This window comes from Prosthecobacter sp., from assembly GCF_020439865.1.
In the GTDB taxonomy this organism is placed as follows: Bacteria; Verrucomicrobiota; Verrucomicrobiia; order Verrucomicrobiales; family Verrucomicrobiaceae; genus Prosthecobacter.
Map to the genome: position 1 here is coordinate 1 of NZ_JAGRPF010000038.1, position 15,643 is coordinate 15,643.

The 15,643-nt window shown below is 61.2% G+C and carries 13 protein-coding genes; 7 read left to right on the forward strand and 6 right to left on the reverse strand.

The annotated features are described in order from the left end of the window. Positions 1-46 precede the first annotated feature (46 nt). Both KDL09_RS03790 and KDL09_RS03795 read left to right on the forward strand, forming a co-directional pair. A complete protein-coding gene (locus KDL09_RS03790) occupies positions 47-910 on the forward strand; it encodes a hypothetical protein (protein ID WP_294381523.1) in 864 nt (287 codons plus the stop codon). A 12-nt stretch (positions 911-922) separates the two neighbouring features. Further along, on the forward strand, positions 923-2,017 hold the full coding sequence (locus tag KDL09_RS03795) for a DNA alkylation repair protein (protein WP_294381525.1): 1,095 nt from the start codon (positions 923-925) through the stop codon (positions 2,015-2,017). A gap of 56 nt (positions 2,018-2,073) precedes the next feature. Here KDL09_RS03795 and KDL09_RS03800 read toward each other — a convergent pair whose 3' ends face one another. Both KDL09_RS03800 and KDL09_RS03805 read right to left on the reverse strand, forming a co-directional pair. After that, complete coding sequence (locus KDL09_RS03800; RefSeq protein WP_294381527.1) at positions 2,074-2,640, reverse strand: c-type cytochrome domain-containing protein; 567 nt, start codon at positions 2,638-2,640, stop codon at positions 2,074-2,076. 60 nt (positions 2,641-2,700) lie between these two features. Beyond that, positions 2,701-3,549, reverse strand: a complete 849-nt coding sequence (locus KDL09_RS03805) for a hypothetical protein (RefSeq protein WP_294381530.1) — start codon at positions 3,547-3,549, stop codon at positions 2,701-2,703. Between the two features lie 209 nt (positions 3,550-3,758). Between KDL09_RS03805 and KDL09_RS03810 the strand changes: the two genes are divergently transcribed. From KDL09_RS03810 to KDL09_RS03820, 3 genes are all read left to right on the forward strand, one after another. After that, positions 3,759-5,549, forward strand: coding sequence for an NADPH-dependent assimilatory sulfite reductase hemoprotein subunit (locus tag KDL09_RS03810; RefSeq protein ID WP_294381532.1), 1,791 nt, complete (start codon positions 3,759-3,761; stop codon positions 5,547-5,549). 14 nt (positions 5,550-5,563) lie between these two features. Continuing rightward, positions 5,564-5,971 (forward strand): hypothetical protein, encoded by a 408-nt coding sequence (locus tag KDL09_RS03815; protein ID WP_294381535.1) that lies wholly within the window; start codon positions 5,564-5,566, stop codon positions 5,969-5,971. Between the two features lie 88 nt (positions 5,972-6,059). Beyond that, positions 6,060-6,422, forward strand: coding sequence for a hypothetical protein (locus tag KDL09_RS03820; protein WP_294381538.1), 363 nt, complete (start codon positions 6,060-6,062; stop codon positions 6,420-6,422). Here the strand turns inward: KDL09_RS03820 and proC are convergent, their stop codons facing one another. Then, complete coding sequence (proC, locus tag KDL09_RS03825; protein WP_294381541.1) at positions 6,423-7,226, reverse strand: pyrroline-5-carboxylate reductase; 804 nt, start codon at positions 7,224-7,226, stop codon at positions 6,423-6,425. Between the two features lie 100 nt (positions 7,227-7,326). On the opposite strand from proC, the gene KDL09_RS03830 reads away from it, so the two are divergent. Then, a complete protein-coding gene (locus KDL09_RS03830; protein WP_294381543.1) occupies positions 7,327-8,637 on the forward strand; it encodes a hypothetical protein in 1,311 nt (436 codons plus the stop codon). Between the two features lie 63 nt (positions 8,638-8,700). Further along, a complete protein-coding gene (locus tag KDL09_RS03835) occupies positions 8,701-11,637 on the forward strand; it encodes a PSD1 and planctomycete cytochrome C domain-containing protein (RefSeq protein WP_294381546.1) in 2,937 nt (978 codons plus the stop codon). Here the strand turns inward: KDL09_RS03835 and KDL09_RS03840 are convergent. From KDL09_RS03840 to KDL09_RS03850, 3 genes are read right to left on the reverse strand one after another with little or no spacing between them, the layout of a single operon-like run. Next, positions 11,627-13,537 carry a PQQ-binding-like beta-propeller repeat protein gene (locus tag KDL09_RS03840; RefSeq protein ID WP_294381548.1) on the reverse strand — a complete coding sequence of 637 codons (1,911 nt, stop codon included), beginning with the start codon at positions 13,535-13,537 and terminating at the stop codon, positions 11,627-11,629. The genes KDL09_RS03835 and KDL09_RS03840 overlap by 11 nt on opposite strands. Beyond that, positions 13,534-14,769 (reverse strand): hypothetical protein, encoded by a 1,236-nt coding sequence (locus KDL09_RS03845; RefSeq protein WP_294381551.1) that lies wholly within the window; start codon positions 14,767-14,769, stop codon positions 13,534-13,536. The genes KDL09_RS03840 and KDL09_RS03845 overlap by 4 nt, the downstream gene beginning before the upstream one ends. Next, positions 14,766-15,521, reverse strand: coding sequence for a hypothetical protein (locus tag KDL09_RS03850; RefSeq protein WP_294381553.1), 756 nt, complete (start codon positions 15,519-15,521; stop codon positions 14,766-14,768). Before KDL09_RS03850 ends, KDL09_RS03845 begins: the two co-directional genes overlap by 4 nt. Positions 15,522-15,643 lie beyond the last annotated feature (122 nt).

Sequence of the window (15,643 nt, forward strand, 5' to 3'; positions counted from 1 at the left end):
GATGACGGATTCGGTGAACGCATGAAGTCGGCGGGAGGTGGCGGGCATGCTTGCGCATTTGGCGAGAAGCCGCGAGGCTGCAAGGGTGTCGCCAAACTGTTTCATTTACACTTTCCTGCTGCTGGTCGTCCCGGCCCAGGCGGCGGAGGACTGGCATTACCTCGACAACGGGCAGGTGCGTCTCGGTGTGAACCTGAACGCAGGAGCCTGTATCGGCTGGTTTTCGAAATCGGGATCGCAGGACAACCTGCTCAACGCCTATGACGTGGGTCGCTACGTGCAGCAGTCGTATTACGGCGATGAAGACGGCAGCGACTGGAACGGCAAACCGTGGCGCTACAATCCGGTGCAGGGCGGAAGCTGGAAGAACGCGCCCGCCGAGGTGATGGCGACGAAGTCGGATGCGATGAGCTTTTATGCGAAGACGAAACCGCGCCACTGGGCCACGGGAGCCTTCACACCGGAGTGCGTGATGGAAGAATGGCTGCGGCTGGACGGCGGCCTGGCGCGCTTGAAGTTCAAGATGACCTGGACCGGCGACAAGGAGCACAAGGCGCGGCACCAGGAACTGCCGGCGTTGTTTGTGACGCCGAAACTCGACACGCTGGTGTTTGCAGACGCGAACCAGAAACTCGTGCGCAAGCAGCCGGGCTTTCCGAACGAATACATCAAAGTCGGCGAGCCCTGGTGCGCGTGGGTGGATGCGAACGATCACGGCCTCGGCCTCTTCATGCCGCACACAACGCAGGCGACGTGCTATCGCGTGCGCCACGGCAACAAGGGTGACTGCAGCTACGTCGCGCCGATCCAGACTTTCGCGCTTAAGCCGGGACTCGTGTTTGAATACGAGGTCGTGCTCACGATCGGCAGCCTGGAGGAGATCCGGGCTGTGTTTGCGAAACTGAAGTGATCCACCCTGACGATGTCCGACGAATCCTCCCCCGCCCAACTCAAAGACTGGTTCGATGAAGCCCGCTATCGCTCAATCGCACGCGAGCTGACCCAACTCGCGCCGAAGTTCGATGCGAAGACGTTTTTGAAACTTGTGCTCGATGGGTTGGAAGAACGCACACTGATGCAGCGGCTGCACCAATGCGCGGTCGCAACGGATGAGGCGCTGCCGGGATCGTTTCAACAGAAGGTGCGCGTGCTGCAAAAGCTCGTACCGAAACTCGGGCATGAGTTTGTGACGATTTTCCTCGGCGACTTCGTGGCCACGTTCGGACAAGAGGATTTCGAGTTCTCGATGGAAGCGCTGCGATTCTTCACGGTGTTCGGTTCTTCCGAGTTCGCCGTGCGTCCGTTTATCGTGGCGGATCAGGTGCGTGCGCTGAAAACGCTGCTGCAATGGACGCAGGATGCCGATGAAAAGGTGCGCCGTCTGGCGAGTGAGGGTTCGCGTCCGCGTCTGCCGTGGGGCATGCGATTGAGTTCACTCGTGCGCGATCCTTCACCGACATGGGGGATTTTGGAGGCGTTGAAGAACGACACGTCGCTGTTCGTGCGCCGTTCGGTGGCGAATCATCTCAATGACATCACGAAGGATCATCCGGAGTTCGTGCTGGAGCGTCTGGAGAGTTGGGATCTCGGTCATGCGCACCTGAACTGGATCGCGAAGCAGGCCTGCCGCACGCTGATCAAACGCGGGCATCCGCGGGCGCTGAAGCTCTTCGGCTTTGGCAAGAAGGCGGAGGTCATCGCGACGCTGGAAGCATCACCGCCACGGCTCGCGCTCGGTGAACGGCTCACATTGTTCACCACGATCTCCTCCACTTCCTCACGCGCACAACGGCTCGCCATCGACTACGTCGTGCATTACGTGAAGGCACGCGGCGTGAGTGCGGAAAAGGTATTCAAGTGGACGGAGGTCGATCTGGCGGCGAAAGCGACGCTCGATCTCACCAAGTCGCAGGTCATTCGCGATTTCACCACCCGCAAACATCATCCGGGCTGCCATCGCGTCGAACTTCAGGTTAATGGCCAGCGGGTGGCGGAGTCGGTGTTCGTGCTGAAATGAAGACGCCACCAGACTTTGATCCGGTGGCGTTGTCGATGATTTGATTGAAGAGGCAGTTACTTCTTCGCAGTCTTTGCCTGTTCCTGGCTTTCAGGAGAGAGGCGGGAGAGAGGAACGATGTGGGTGACGCCCGTCGACGGGATCTTCAGCAGGACGCCGTCATCCTGAAGACCCATGAACTCGGCTTCGATGACTTTGCCGTCACTGCTGGTCCATTTCAGGACACCGCCTGCGGCAGGCATCGCTGCGGGAGCAGCAGCAGGAGCCGCGCCGCCACCGGTGAGGTTCGCGCCTTCCGTGATCCAGGTTTTGAGGAGATCGAGCTCGGCATCGGTCAGGCGGTTTTTACCGTCCGGAGGCATCACATCGGCATCATCACTGGGGAGCGTGCAGTTGATGAACATCGTGCTCTTCATCGCCTCGCCGGGGATGATGTTTTTGCCGGCACCGATCTGGTTGGGCAGCTCAGCATCGTCCAAGGCCAGCTTGCCTTTCACCTTCTTGGTGACGCTGTGGCAGGCGTAGCATTTGTTGCGGAAGATCGGAGCGATCTGGGTCTTGTAGTCGACCGCGGAAGCGGCGGTGGCGGTGAGGACAAGGGCGAGGATGAGGCTGTATTTCATGGATGCGCGTGACATGGAACGATTAAAAGAGCGGTTTGCCTAGCTTAATTTGCGGCGGACTCAACGTGCGGAGGGATCGACGGCGCGCAGCTGTTGCACCGTGGCGAGAATCGAATCGCGCAGGGATTGAAGACGGCTGAGACCGAGCACGGCCCGGCTGCCGGACACGCTGTTCAGCAGCGGACTCGCCTCAGGTGCCGAGGCATTCCAGCCGGCGCCCTGCAACACTTTAGGATTCTTTGCCACCAGCATCTGGTATTCGGTGTTCAGCTGCGTTCGCTGGGTAGCGAGTTGGGAGCGCAAAACATCGACGGCATTCTGCGAAGGCTGAAAGGTGGCCGCAGTCGGCGCGCCTCGTTCACGTGCCAGCCGTGCCTCGATCGCACGCGCTTCCGCGAGCATGTTTTCGCGCGCACGCGCCTTCGCCTCCTGCGGATCATAACAGGCCTCCCAGCGCAGAGCGTCCGTCGTATCGGCCAAAGCCACCTTGATGACACCGCCGTCGTGCTGGATGGAGACGTCTTCCGCGGTAACCGACGTGATCTCGGCCTGTCGCAGTACTTTGCCTCCGTCCAATGTCAGCACCGGAAATTTCTTTCCCACCATGGCATTGCGCCGCTGGGTGCGGAATTGTTCGAACTGGGCTTTCAAAGCCTTGAGTTCCTCCTGCGTCTGCTGGAGCTGCTGCTGGGTCTTTTGCAGTTGTGACTTGGTTTCTCCGAACTGCTGCAACTGAGCCTGGAGAGTGGCCAAATCGGTCTGTGACTGCTCCAATTGATGGCTGGCCTGATCCACCCGCGCCTGTAGTGCCTGATTTTCAACCTGCAGGGCGTCGTATTCGCTCTTTTTGACACAGCCGCCCAAAAACGACACCGCCATCAGGACGGTCGTCGTTTGAAGCGTGCGCATGTGATGCCTGCTCATGTTGAGAGAAGTGTAACCGTCCTAGCGGCTGTTTGTCACGCGCCCGTTTTTTCTCGGAACCGAGGCGAGCAAAGAGGTTCGATTAATTCCATATATTATCGATAGGCAATTATCACATTACTGCTTGTCACTTCTTGCATTCGTGGCATTCTAGTCCAGTCTCGGAACCCCCATCGCCCCCAACTCCCTTTCCTATGAGCAAAGCCTCCGTCGAAGACATTAAACTCGCCTCAGCCGGACTCCGCGGCCAGATCGCCGAGCAGTTCGCTGATACGTCCCTCTCCCACATCTCGGAGGACAGCAACATCCTGCTCAAGCACCATGGCTCCTACCAGCAGGACGATCGCGATGTTCGTGCCGAGCGCTCGAAGGCTAAGCTCGACAAGGCGTGGAGCTTCATGATCCGCAGCAAGATGCCCGGCGGCCGCATCACGGCGAAGCAGTGGCTCATTCACGACGATCTTTGCACGAAGGCCTTCGGCAACATGCGCCTCACCAACCGTCAGGGCATCCAGCTCCACGGCGTGCTCAAAGGCGGCCTGAAGGAAGTCATCCACAATGTCTGCCACAGCGGTCTCAGCACCATGGGCGCCTGCGGTGACGTGGTGCGCAACACGATGGGACCTGCCGCTCCGATCAAGGACGCCATTCATGCCGACACTCAGAAGCTGACCGAGGAAATCAGCCAGCGCTTCCTCTGGCGCAGCCAGGCCTATGCCGACATCTGGCTCGACGGCGAGAAGCTCGAACCGAACTGGATCAAGGATCCTGAGGTCAATCCCGCCGTGCGTGAAGCCACGAAGGCGTCGGAAGGCGACGATCCGATCTACGGCAAGGTCTATCTGCCGCGCAAATTCAAGATCGGCGTGGCCATCCAGCCGCTCAATGACGCGGACATCTTTTCGCAAGACGTCGGTCTCGTGCCGCATGTCGTGAACGGCGAGGTCGAAGGCTACACGATCACCGTTGGCGGCGGCTTTGGCATGAGCCACGGCCAGCTCACCACGCGTCCCTTCCTCGGCCAGCCGCTGCTTTATGCAAAGCGCGCAAATGTGGTCGATGCCATCGAAGCGATTGTCACCACGCAGCGAGACCACGGCAACCGCACCGAGCGCAAAAATGCGCGCCTCAAGTACACCGTGCAGACGATGGGCCTCGACGGCTTCCGCGCGGAAGTCGTGCGCCGCCTGCCGGGCATCGAAACCTTCCCGCCGAAGGAACTCAAGTTCGACACCGTCGAAGACAACCTCGGCTGGCATGAGCAGGGCGACGGCAAACTCTACTGCGCCGTCCACGTCAGCATGGGCCGCATTGTGGACCGTGAAAACGGCCCGCACTATCGCAGCGCCTTCACCGAAATCGCCAAGACGCTCGATCTGCCCTACATCGTCACACCGAACACGAATCTCATCATCGCCGAGGTCAAACCGGAGCAGAAAGCCGAGGTGGATGCCATCCTGGCGAAGCACGGCGTCGTTCACGCCGATGGCATGACCCGCGCCCGCAAGGTCGCCCACGCCTGCGTGGCCCTGCCGACCTGCGGTCTGGCTCTCAGCGAATCCGAGCGCGTACTGCCCGGCTTCATGGACAAGATCGATGAAACGCTGCGTGAGCTTGGTCTCGAAAACGAGCCGATTCTTTTCCGCATGACCGGCTGCCCGAATGGCTGCGGCCGTCCTTACAACGCCGACTTCGGCTTCGTCGGACGTTCACCGAACAAGTACGCCATGTTCGTCGGCGGCAGCATCCGCGGCAACCGCCTCGCCGGTCTCGAATTCAAAACCGTGCTCGGCGAAGATGTTCCCGGCAAGGTCCGTGAACTCCTCGAAGCCTTCAAAGCAGAGCGTCAGGACGGCGAAATCTTCGCGGACTGGTTCGAGCGCACTCGCACCAAGGGCGATGAGCCGACGCCGGAGCAGTTCCACGTCGAACTCGCCGAGCGTGCCGCCAAGCTCGCGGGCGAGAAGGCGACTGCGGCAGAATAAGCCGCCAGGCTGCCATGAGCTTCGACCCACCACCGCAGACTTCCCGGGGTGGGATGACTTTCATCCGTTTTGTCGTCGGCACGAATCAGGAAAGAGCGCGTCAGCAAACAGGCGTCGTCGCCGAACTGCGTTTGCTCAAGGAGTCCGGCGATCTGCCGGACTATGAACACGAGCATGTCGCGGAGCTGTTCGCGTGGTTGAATGACCACCTGCCCTGCCCGCCATTTTCGAGCGCCGAGTGGCCTGAGGATGCGGTGTCTTGGTTCAAGCCGTCCGCCGTGGAGTTCATCGCCAGGTTTCGCGAGATAATCACCATTCTCGAAGAACACGGGCGTTTCGTCCGCACGCTCACCACCACCGATCCTGGCGTGATACGCTACGAGGACGAGTTTCAGGTCGTCACCTCATCCTGGAAGTATTGACCTAACACCTGTGGCAGAACGATTTGAGGGGGAAATCAATGCATCCTGTCACTTGTGCCGGGCGTTGGATTGGGGCACAGACTCCGCCATGTCCATCCAGACCTACCACTTCCTCCATCTCATCGGCCTGATCCTCGTCTTCGTCGGCTTCGGCGGCCTCCTCTCCAGTGAAGGCGCCAAGAAGTCGATGAAATGGCATGGCATCGGCCTCATCATCAGTCTTGTCTCCGGATTCGGCATGCTTGCAAAGATGTCCAAAGGGCTGCCGGAGGGAGCGCCCTCGCTCTACACGCAGCATTGGGTGATCGTGAAACTCGCCCTGTGGCTGGTGCTCGGCTTCCTGCCGGTGCTCGCCAAACGCCGTGTGCTTTCCGCACAGGTCGTGGTTCTGATCGCCATCCTCATCGGCGCCGTGCTGGCCTACCTCGGGTACTACAAGCCGGCGTTCTGATCACGCTCCCAGCGCCTTGCTCTTCTCTGTCGCCGCACGCACGGCCTGGATCATCGCATTGCGCAAGCCGTGTGCTTCGAGCTGTTCGAGGCCCGCAATCGTCGTGCCGCCGGGGCTGGTAACTTCATCGCGGAGAGCGGCGGGATGCTTGCCCGCGAGCAACACCATCTCAGCTGCGCCTGCGACGGTTTGTGCGGCAAGACGCACAGCCGTGGCACGTGGCAGGCCCATGAGCACGCCACCATCGGCCAGCGATTCGATCACGGTGTAAACGTACGCAGGACCGCTGCCGGACAAGCCAGTGACGGCATCGAGCAGCTTCTCCGCGACCTCGTCCGCCGTTCCGACGGCACCGAGGATCTTGCTAGCGAGAGCCGCGTCTTTCGCAGTGGCCTTGCTGCCACGTGCAAAGGCCGCCGCCCCCACGCCGACGAGCGCCGGCGTGTTCGGCATGCTGCGGATGACACGCTGACGCGCACCGAGCCACATCTCCAGATGCGCGAGGTTGATGCCAGCCGCGATGCTCAGATGCAAACGCGAGCCCTTGACCTCCGCCAGCGTCTCGCACAGCGCTTTCATATCTCCCGGCTTCACAGCTAGAATCACCACGTCAGACGCGGCGGCCACCTCCGCAGGCGTACCGGTGACGGTCCGGCACGTGAGGCACTTGCGTAGGCTGTTCACCGCCTCCGGCACCACATCGCTGAGCGCCACGTTCAGGCCGCCTTTGCCAAGCGCCTGCTCCACGCCGCGCAAAAGCGCGCCGCCCATTTTCCCACAGCCGATGAGTCCGAGTTTCAACATGCCGTGACTGTGGGGCGGATGCCGCATCCTGCAAGTACGCCAATCTTCTCTTGCGCGAAGCAGCAGTTCTTTGCCATGCTCTGGCAAATCGTCGCCCCGCATGTACGCCGACCACTTTCAGCCCGAGAAGATCATCGCCGCCGGGCCTTCGGCGAAGGTGTATCGGGGCGTGGAGGTGGCGACAGGTCGCAAGGTGCTGATCAAAGCACTCCTCGACGATCACGAGACCGCGTGTCCGCTGGATCGCGAGCGGCTGCAGTTGCTCGCCCCTTCGCTGATGCAAGTGCGGCATCCGCAGATCGCAGGGCTCATCACGCTGCTGCCCACGGAGGACGAATTCGCGCTTGTCTCCGAGTTCATGCCGGGAGTCAACGCCCGCGCCTTCGCAGCCGGGCGCACGCCCTCACCAGCGGATCTGCGTGCGCTCGCCGTGCAGTTCATGCATGCACTCCTCGTGGGCGAGCATCTGCGCCAGCCGCACGGCGATCCGAAACCGAGCAACCTGATCATCGCCGATCATCCCGGCGGCGGACTTTTTCTCCAAGTGCAGGACTGGGGCATCTCACTCGCGCGAAGAGAACATCCGCCGGAAACGCTGTGGTTCCGCGCACCTGAACTCCACGCCGGAAGCCCGCCCACCACACAAAGCGATCTCTTCACCGCTGCGGCGAGCCTGTTCTGCATCGCCACGAACACCGCGCCTGCTCAGGGTGACACGGTGGAGCAGGTCATGTCGGACTGGCAGGCTTTCAATTGCACCCAGATGCTCAACCACATGCGGCCAGACCTCGACCCGCCGCTGCGCGACTGGCTCGGCTGGCTGCTCAACCTGACGCCTCAGCAGCGGCCGCAGTCTGTGGGACTGGCTCTCGACATGCTGATGAGGTCGATGCACACCGGCTTCATCCACATGCCTCAACAGCCGCCGGTCATGGCGCCCGGGGCACATACGACACCGCTGGCGGCACCAACGCCCAATCCAAACGCACCCAGGCCGAAGCCTGTGACTCCGCGTCCGCCGTCCACCATCGAAACAAAGAGTGATTCGAAGCCGGAAGCGCCGCCGCCACGCCCACCGCGCAACAAGAAGCGCGTATTTGCTGCCGTGGTTTTGAATCTCGCCGCGCTGGGTCTGATCGCGTTCTTCGGCTGGGGCTGGCTGCAGGAAAATGGAGCCGGTGTTTGGAAAGACATCAGTTCCTGGGCAGGCAGTTTTAAAGTGGAGGCAGTGAGCGCGCCTGCAGCCGTCGAACCCGCACCGGCGGCGGAACCTGCCCCGCAACCATCCACCACCGTGGCCGCCACGAAGGCGCCATCCCAAAAGAAGTCGAAGCCAAAACCGAAGCCCAAGGCGGCCCAGACCAAACCCACCACGACGACCGCGGCCAAACCGGCGGAATCGAAGAAGTAGCCGCACGGATTCTCCATCTCGCGGCGCGTGAGAGGCTGGCGCACGCTCCGTATTCATCTGCACATGGCATCGACTGCATTCTCCATTCTCGCCCTTGTTGCGCTCGGCGGCACCGCCGGAGCTGCGGTGGACTTCGTTCAGGACATCCAGCCGATCTTCAGCGAGCACTGCTACAAGTGCCATGGCCCGCACAAGCAGGAGGCCGCGTTCCGGCTCGACAACAAATCCATCGCGCTCAAAGGCGGCGACTTCGGCATCGCCATCATCGCCGGCAATGCGGACGACAGCCGCCTCATGCACGCCGTGCTCGGCACGAATCCGAAGATGCGCATGCCACGCAAAGGCGATCCACTCACCGCTGACGAAATCGCCAAGCTCAAATCCTGGATCGATGCCGGTGCCGACTGGCCCGAGAGCGCGAGCGTTAAGATCGAACAAAGGACCGATCACTGGGCCTTCAAACCGCCGGTGAGACCGAAGGTGCCCGCGAATGCGAAGCATCCCATCGATGCGTTCATTCGCGAGCGCCTCGAAAAGGAAGACCTCAAGCCTTCGCCAAAAGCTGCGCCTGAAACACTGCGCCGTCGCATTTACCTCGATCTCGTCGGCCTTCCTCCCGAGCCATCGGACACGTCCAGCCTTTCGGAACTGCCTGACAAACTCCTGCAATCACCGCACTACGGCGAACGCTGGGCGCGTCACTGGCTCGACGGCGCGCACTACGCCGACAGCAACGGATACGAGAAGGATCCGATGCGCTTCATCTGGTTCTACCGCGACTGGGTCATCAATGCCTACAACCGCGACATGCCTTACAACCAGTTCATCATCGAGCAGATCGCCGGCGATGAATTGCCGAAGGCCACGCAGGATCAGATCGTCGCCACAGGCTTCCTGCGCAATTCGATGATCAACGAGGAAGGCGGCGTCGATCCCGAGCAGTTCCGCATGGAGGCGATGTTCGATCACATGGAAGTGATCGGCAGGAGCATCCTCGGTCTCAGCATCGGCTGCGCTCAGTGCCACAACCACAAGTACGATCCCATCTCGCAGGAGGAGTACTACCGGATGTTCGCCTACCTGAACAACGACAATGAACCTTGGCGCGTCGTGTACAGCTCCAAGGAACAGATGCAGCGGTCGCAGTTGCTCGCGCGCATCGCGGAGCTCGAAAACAAGCTCAAGCACGATCATCCCGACTGGAAGCAGCGCATGGATGAATGGACGAAGCAGATCAAAGCTGCGCAGCCGCAGTGGCGCACACTGCATTTTGAGGACGATCCCTCCGGTGGTGAAAAAGCCCTGCGCCAGCCCGATGGCAGCATCCTCGCGCAAGGCTACGCGCCGACGAAGAGCGAGGTGAAGTTTGTCGTGAAGCTGGACGCACCGCAAACGATCAACGCCTTCCGTTTGGAACTTATGAACGATCCGAATCTGCCTGCTTACGGTCCCGGACGTTCGCAGAAAGGCACTGCCGCGCTCACCGAGTTCAATGCAACGATGAAGATCGACGACAAGGAGACCAAATTGAAGTTTGTCAAAGCCAGCGCCGACTTCGGCGAGCCGGAAAACACACCGCTTGCACCTTACGCACGCGACAAAGAGTCCGACAAAGACAAACGCGTCACCGGTCCGATCAGCTATGCCATCGACGGCGACGACAAAACCGCGTGGGGCATCGACGCCGGTCCCGGACGCCGCAACGTACCGCGCAACGCGGTCTTCGTGCTCGAAAAGCCGATTGAAGTGAAGCCCGACTCTGAACTCACCATCGGCGTCAGCATGAAACACGGCGGCTGGAACAGCGACGATCTGCAGACGATGAATCTTGGTCGCTATCGCATCAGCAGCACCGATGCCGCAAACGCCGAGGCCAATCCGCTTTATGGCAAGAACAACGCCTTCGCCGTCTTCCGCATCACCGTTCCCGAATGGAAAGCCGTGAACGACGAGATCGAGTCCCTCTGGAAACAACATCCCGAAGGCGCGACCACGCTCGTGCTCGATGCGCGCGACCAACCGCGCATGACCACCGTGCTGAAACGCGGCGACTTCACCAAGCCCGGCGACAAAGTCACCACCGGGGTGCCCTCCGTGCTCAATCCGCTGCCGAAAAATGCCGACAGTTCACGCCTTACCTTTGCGAAATGGCTCGCCGATAAAAACTCACCCACCACCGCCCGCGCTTATGTGAACCGTGTGTGGCAGGCCGTCTTCGGCACTGGTTTGGTCGAAACTGCCGAAGACTTCGGGACGCAGGGCACGCCGCCAAGTCATCCCGAGCTGCTCGACTGGCTCGCCGTCGATTTCATGGAGCATCAGTGGAGCACTAAGCACCTGCTCAAGCTCATTGTCACCAGCGAGACCTACCAGCAGTCGAGCAAGGTCACGCCACTGCTTCTCGAACGCGATCCTTACAACCGTCTGCTCGCCCGTGGGCCGCGATTCCGCGTCGAAGGCGAGGTCGTGCGCGACATCCAGCTCGCCGCCAGCGGCCTGCTCAATCCCGAAGTCGGCGGACGTCCCGTCATGCCGCCCGCGCCCGCGTATCTCTTCGAAAAACCCGCCAGCTACGCGCCCTTCCCGTGGCATGTCGAGGACGGCGCGGAGAAATACCGTCGCAGCATCTACGTCTTCCGCCGCCGCAGCACGCCGTATCCATTCCTGAGCACCTTTGACGTTCCCAACGGCGAATCGTCCTGCATCCGCCGCTCCAAGAGCAACACACCGCTGCAGGCTCTCATGACACTCAACGAAACCATGAGCATGGAGACGGCCAAAGCCCTCGGCGAACGCATGTGGAAGGAAGGCGGTGCCGACGACACCTCCCGCATCGCCTACGGCTTCAAACTCTGCACCGGCCGCGCTCCGACGCCGAAGGAAAGCAACGTGCTGCTCACCATGCTTCACCGGCACGAGCAGAAACAAGGCGAACTCGTACCGCAAACGCTCGTTGCTCGTGTCTTGCTCAATCTCGACGAAACGATCACTAAGGAGTGAGCCGGAAGCACGCGATCTCCTTGCTCGAACGCAGTAGGATCAAGTCACCCGCAAACGCCGGATGCGCGAGGGAGTCCGGATGCTTGTCGAGGAACGGACGCTGCTGTGAGATCGGTTGAAACTTGTCGGCGGCAGCATCGAGCAGAATCAAATCGCCGTTGGCGGTCCAGAGCAGGACATGGCGGCCATCGGTCACGATGTTGCAGTGATCGTGAAACATGTCGTTCTGCTGCCGCCAGAGTGTTTTCATCGTGGCGAGTTCGAGACAGAAGAGCTCGCCGTAAGGTGTCGCGAAGACGCGGCTTGCTGCGATGGTGGGGGTGCAGGTGTCGGGTGCGAGATCAACATTCTTCATCGTGGGTTCGGGCACGAGCCGGTTTTGTGCGTCGAAGCGATGCAACCGCGCGCCATTGTTCTCGGTGGCGAGCAGCAGTTGATCGCCCTGCATCACAGGCGTGGTCACGTTGAAGTCGGAGCCGTCCGGAGGCACGTGATCCCACAGGCGTTTTCCCGTCTGCACGTCCCAACCGCCGATGCTGGCGGCGTCATAGCCGATGATTTGGTCTTTGGCGTGAATGAAGGCCGAATACGCCGCGGCGTGACCCGGTGTCTGCCAGACGGTCTCGCCAGTTTTGCGATTCAATGCAACGAGAGACGCGTCCTTCGCGCCGGGTGCGATGATCAGCTTGTCGTCGATCACGAGCGGCGAAACGGACGCGCCCCAGTTCAGACGCTCGGCTTTGAAATCGGCAAACACATGCCGCCACCATACGATGTGGCCGCTGGTGAGGTCCACGCAGTGCAAATGACCGAGCGCGCCCTGCAAATACACGAGCCCGGCGTGAATCACCGGCGTTGCACGCGGCGCGTTGGTGTATTCAAGATCATCCGGCGCGTCATAGGCGAGCTGCCAGCGCTCGTGGCCGTCCTTCAGGCTCAAACAGCGAAACACATCGGTTTTTCCGTCCTCGGATTTGTCAGGAACAATCACGAAATCGCCAGAGATCGCCGCGCCTGCCATCGGCGGACCAGTGAGCGGTGCGGACCACAGTTTGGGCAATGGATCGGGCAGTTTGTCCGGCAAACTCGAGACCACACCGCGGCGTCCTTCGCCGCGCCAGTCAGGCCATGCGTCGTTGTCCTCGATGACGAATCCATTTTTGCTTTCGAGCGCGGTCAGCAGATCCGGGTTCGATGCGACGCTTTCGAGAGCTTGCGCAAGTTTTGCCTTGTCGATGCCCTCGTTCGCGAAGAGACGGATGAACGGCACGCCTTCGGTGGTTCCGATGGTGCGCGTGGAGCCTTTGTCGAGCTTGCCGCAGCCCTCGAGGAGCACAGGCATGAATTCTGACACCACGGCGGCGTCGACCTCGCCATCGCTCAACGCGAGCGCCGCCGCGTCCATGCTGCCGAGCTCGCGCCACGCAGCCTTGAGCATCGCTTTCGCGCCTGCATTCGATTCCGCGTCCTCCACCGGTCCGATGGCGACTTTCTGACCTGCGAGATCCGCAGGCGTCTTCGCCTTCGAGTCCTGACGCACGAGAAAAACGCCGCGCAGCTTGGTTTCGCCTCGGGGATCGGTCAGCGCGGCGACATCCTGCAGTTTCAGGCCCGCTTTGACAGCGTCGGCGCGCACGACGGCGTCTTTCCCGATCACGAGATCGGCTTCCCCATTCGTTCGTTGCAGTGCAAGCGCGAGGCTCTCATCAAAGGTCAGCTGCACCTCGCGTCCGAGCTGCTTTTCCATTTGTTTCGCGAGCAGGTCGTAGCGCCGGTGGCCGGTGCCCTTCACGCAGGTGCAGGAAAGCTGGAGCGCCAGCGGGTCCATCACCACAAGCTGCAGCGGCGTCTCCGCGAGGCATGTGCCAGCGAGCACCAGATGGAGCAGCCAGCGCCTCATGACTTTTTCGCGAGGACGCGGATGATCGCGGCGCGCACATCCATCACGTAGATGCGGCTGGCGTCAGCATTGACCTCCATCGGGATGTAGCACGACGTGGCCGCAAGCTGGCCGCCACTGTCGAACTTCGTGGTGTCAACGTATCCGACGAGTCCGAGGAATTTTCCATCCGGCGAATACTTCTTCACACGTCCTACGCCGGACTCCGCGGTGTAAAGAACGCCGCCGGGGCCGAAGTCGATGTTGCAGGGATTGCAGCAGGCGGTGAAGCCCTCGATGCTCGAGCGATCCCGCTGACCCCAGGTGGTTTTCGGTTTGCCGTCGAGATCGAAGAGGTTCACACGATGCCGCGAATTCTCTGCAATGAGCAGTTCGCCGGCATTCACGCGCAGATCGATGTGGCTGCAGCAGCCGAACTGGCGCTCGACGATCATCTTCGGCTCGCTTAGGTCGCGTTTGAACTTGTAGAGGTCCTCCGTCGCACGCGTGCTGTTGCCCATGCCGAGGGCGAGATAGACGTGCGTTGCGTCCGCGCAGATCCCGCTCGCCGTAGCCTTCTGCCCACACACCGCGTCGGTGTCCACCATCTTCACGAGTTTCCCATCCTCGGTGAACTGCGCCAGTTTCCCGCCGCCGGCGACATAAACCGCGCCATCGGGGCAGCCGAAGATCATCTTGGGCATCAGACCGTCGCTCATCGCCCACGTGGAGAGGACTTTACCGTCCGGACTGACCACCTTGAGCTCATACGCATGCCCTTCGTGATCGGTGGAAAGCTGCGGTGAAATGCCGCCGCGTGCGTCCGGATTCATGTCTCGAATCCCGCGTCTGCCGCCGCGCATGGCCTGCGTCACGGCATCACGCTTCTCCTGCGACAAGAGGTTCATGATTTCGCCGCGGGTTTCCTGGTCCGCGGACATCATCGCCTCCTGCAGTTCTTCGACGGTGGCCTCGGTGACGACTTTATCCCACGCTTTGGCATCGCCGGCACGCGACGCCTCGCTCAGGCGGTCCATGAGTTTCGGTTTTGCCGCTGCAACTGCGCCAGCAGGAGCGCGAAACGAAACGCCGACCAGCAGATTGCCACGACGATCCATCGAGATCGTCTTGAGCGTGCCTTCCTCGCCGAGCGGAATCTTGATGGGCGCGATCTCCTGATGCGTCGGCGTCTCAGGCGACTGCGCGGCGCATACGGCAGTGAACGCCGCGAGAGTGAACAGCACGCGTTTCATGACAAAACGAGAATTTCACATGCGGAACGGTCGAGAACGACCACGCGACCGTCATTCGTCGCGGCGACATCGAGCAATCCGCCTTCGCAGCCAAACAAGTCGCCGTCTTCCTCGACCACGAGCGGTGCGAACTGGTCCGGTGCGGCGAGTTGCGAAGCGAGTTTGCCGGCAGCGTCGAATTTCTTCACGCGCACCTGTCCGCGTTCCGCGGTGATGACAGCGTTTGGTGTCGAAGTAATGGCGACTGGATTGCAGCACCCCGAAAAACCTTCCAGCGTGCGGGAATGGCCACCCCATTTTCCCACCAGCAGTCCGTCGGCGGTGTAGCGCTGGATTTGATGCCGGCCGGGTTCCGCAACGATCAGATGACCGTTCTGCCAGGTAATGGGGAAGAAAGCGCGCGGCACGGTGAAGCCCGCGCCTCCGGGGGAGATGCTGCCCAGCACGTTCCCAAGTGCGTCCAGACGCCAGATGACGCGCTGTCCGCTGTCCGCTGCAAAGAGTCGTCCGTCATCTGCCACGGCAATCCCGGTGAGGGCGGCGTTTCTGCCAAAGCTTTCACCGACCAGTTCCAGTGCATCCGAGTCGGACACCCGTGCGATTTGATCACTGAACGTCACGACCACGCCGCCCTTCGAATCGGTGGTCACCGCCCGGACGGGACGCGGCATGGCCTGTTGCCGAATCAGAGAGCCGTCGGAGCGGTGGAACACCAGCGCACGATCGGCTGCGACGATGATTTGATCGTTCACGACAGCGACGGAGCGCGCCTGCGAGACTTGGAGTTTGATTCGCCCGACCGGTTGTGAACCCGATGCGCGGAGACAAACCGCCAACGAAGCGCCTACGGCGGATGTGAGAAAGGCACGACGAG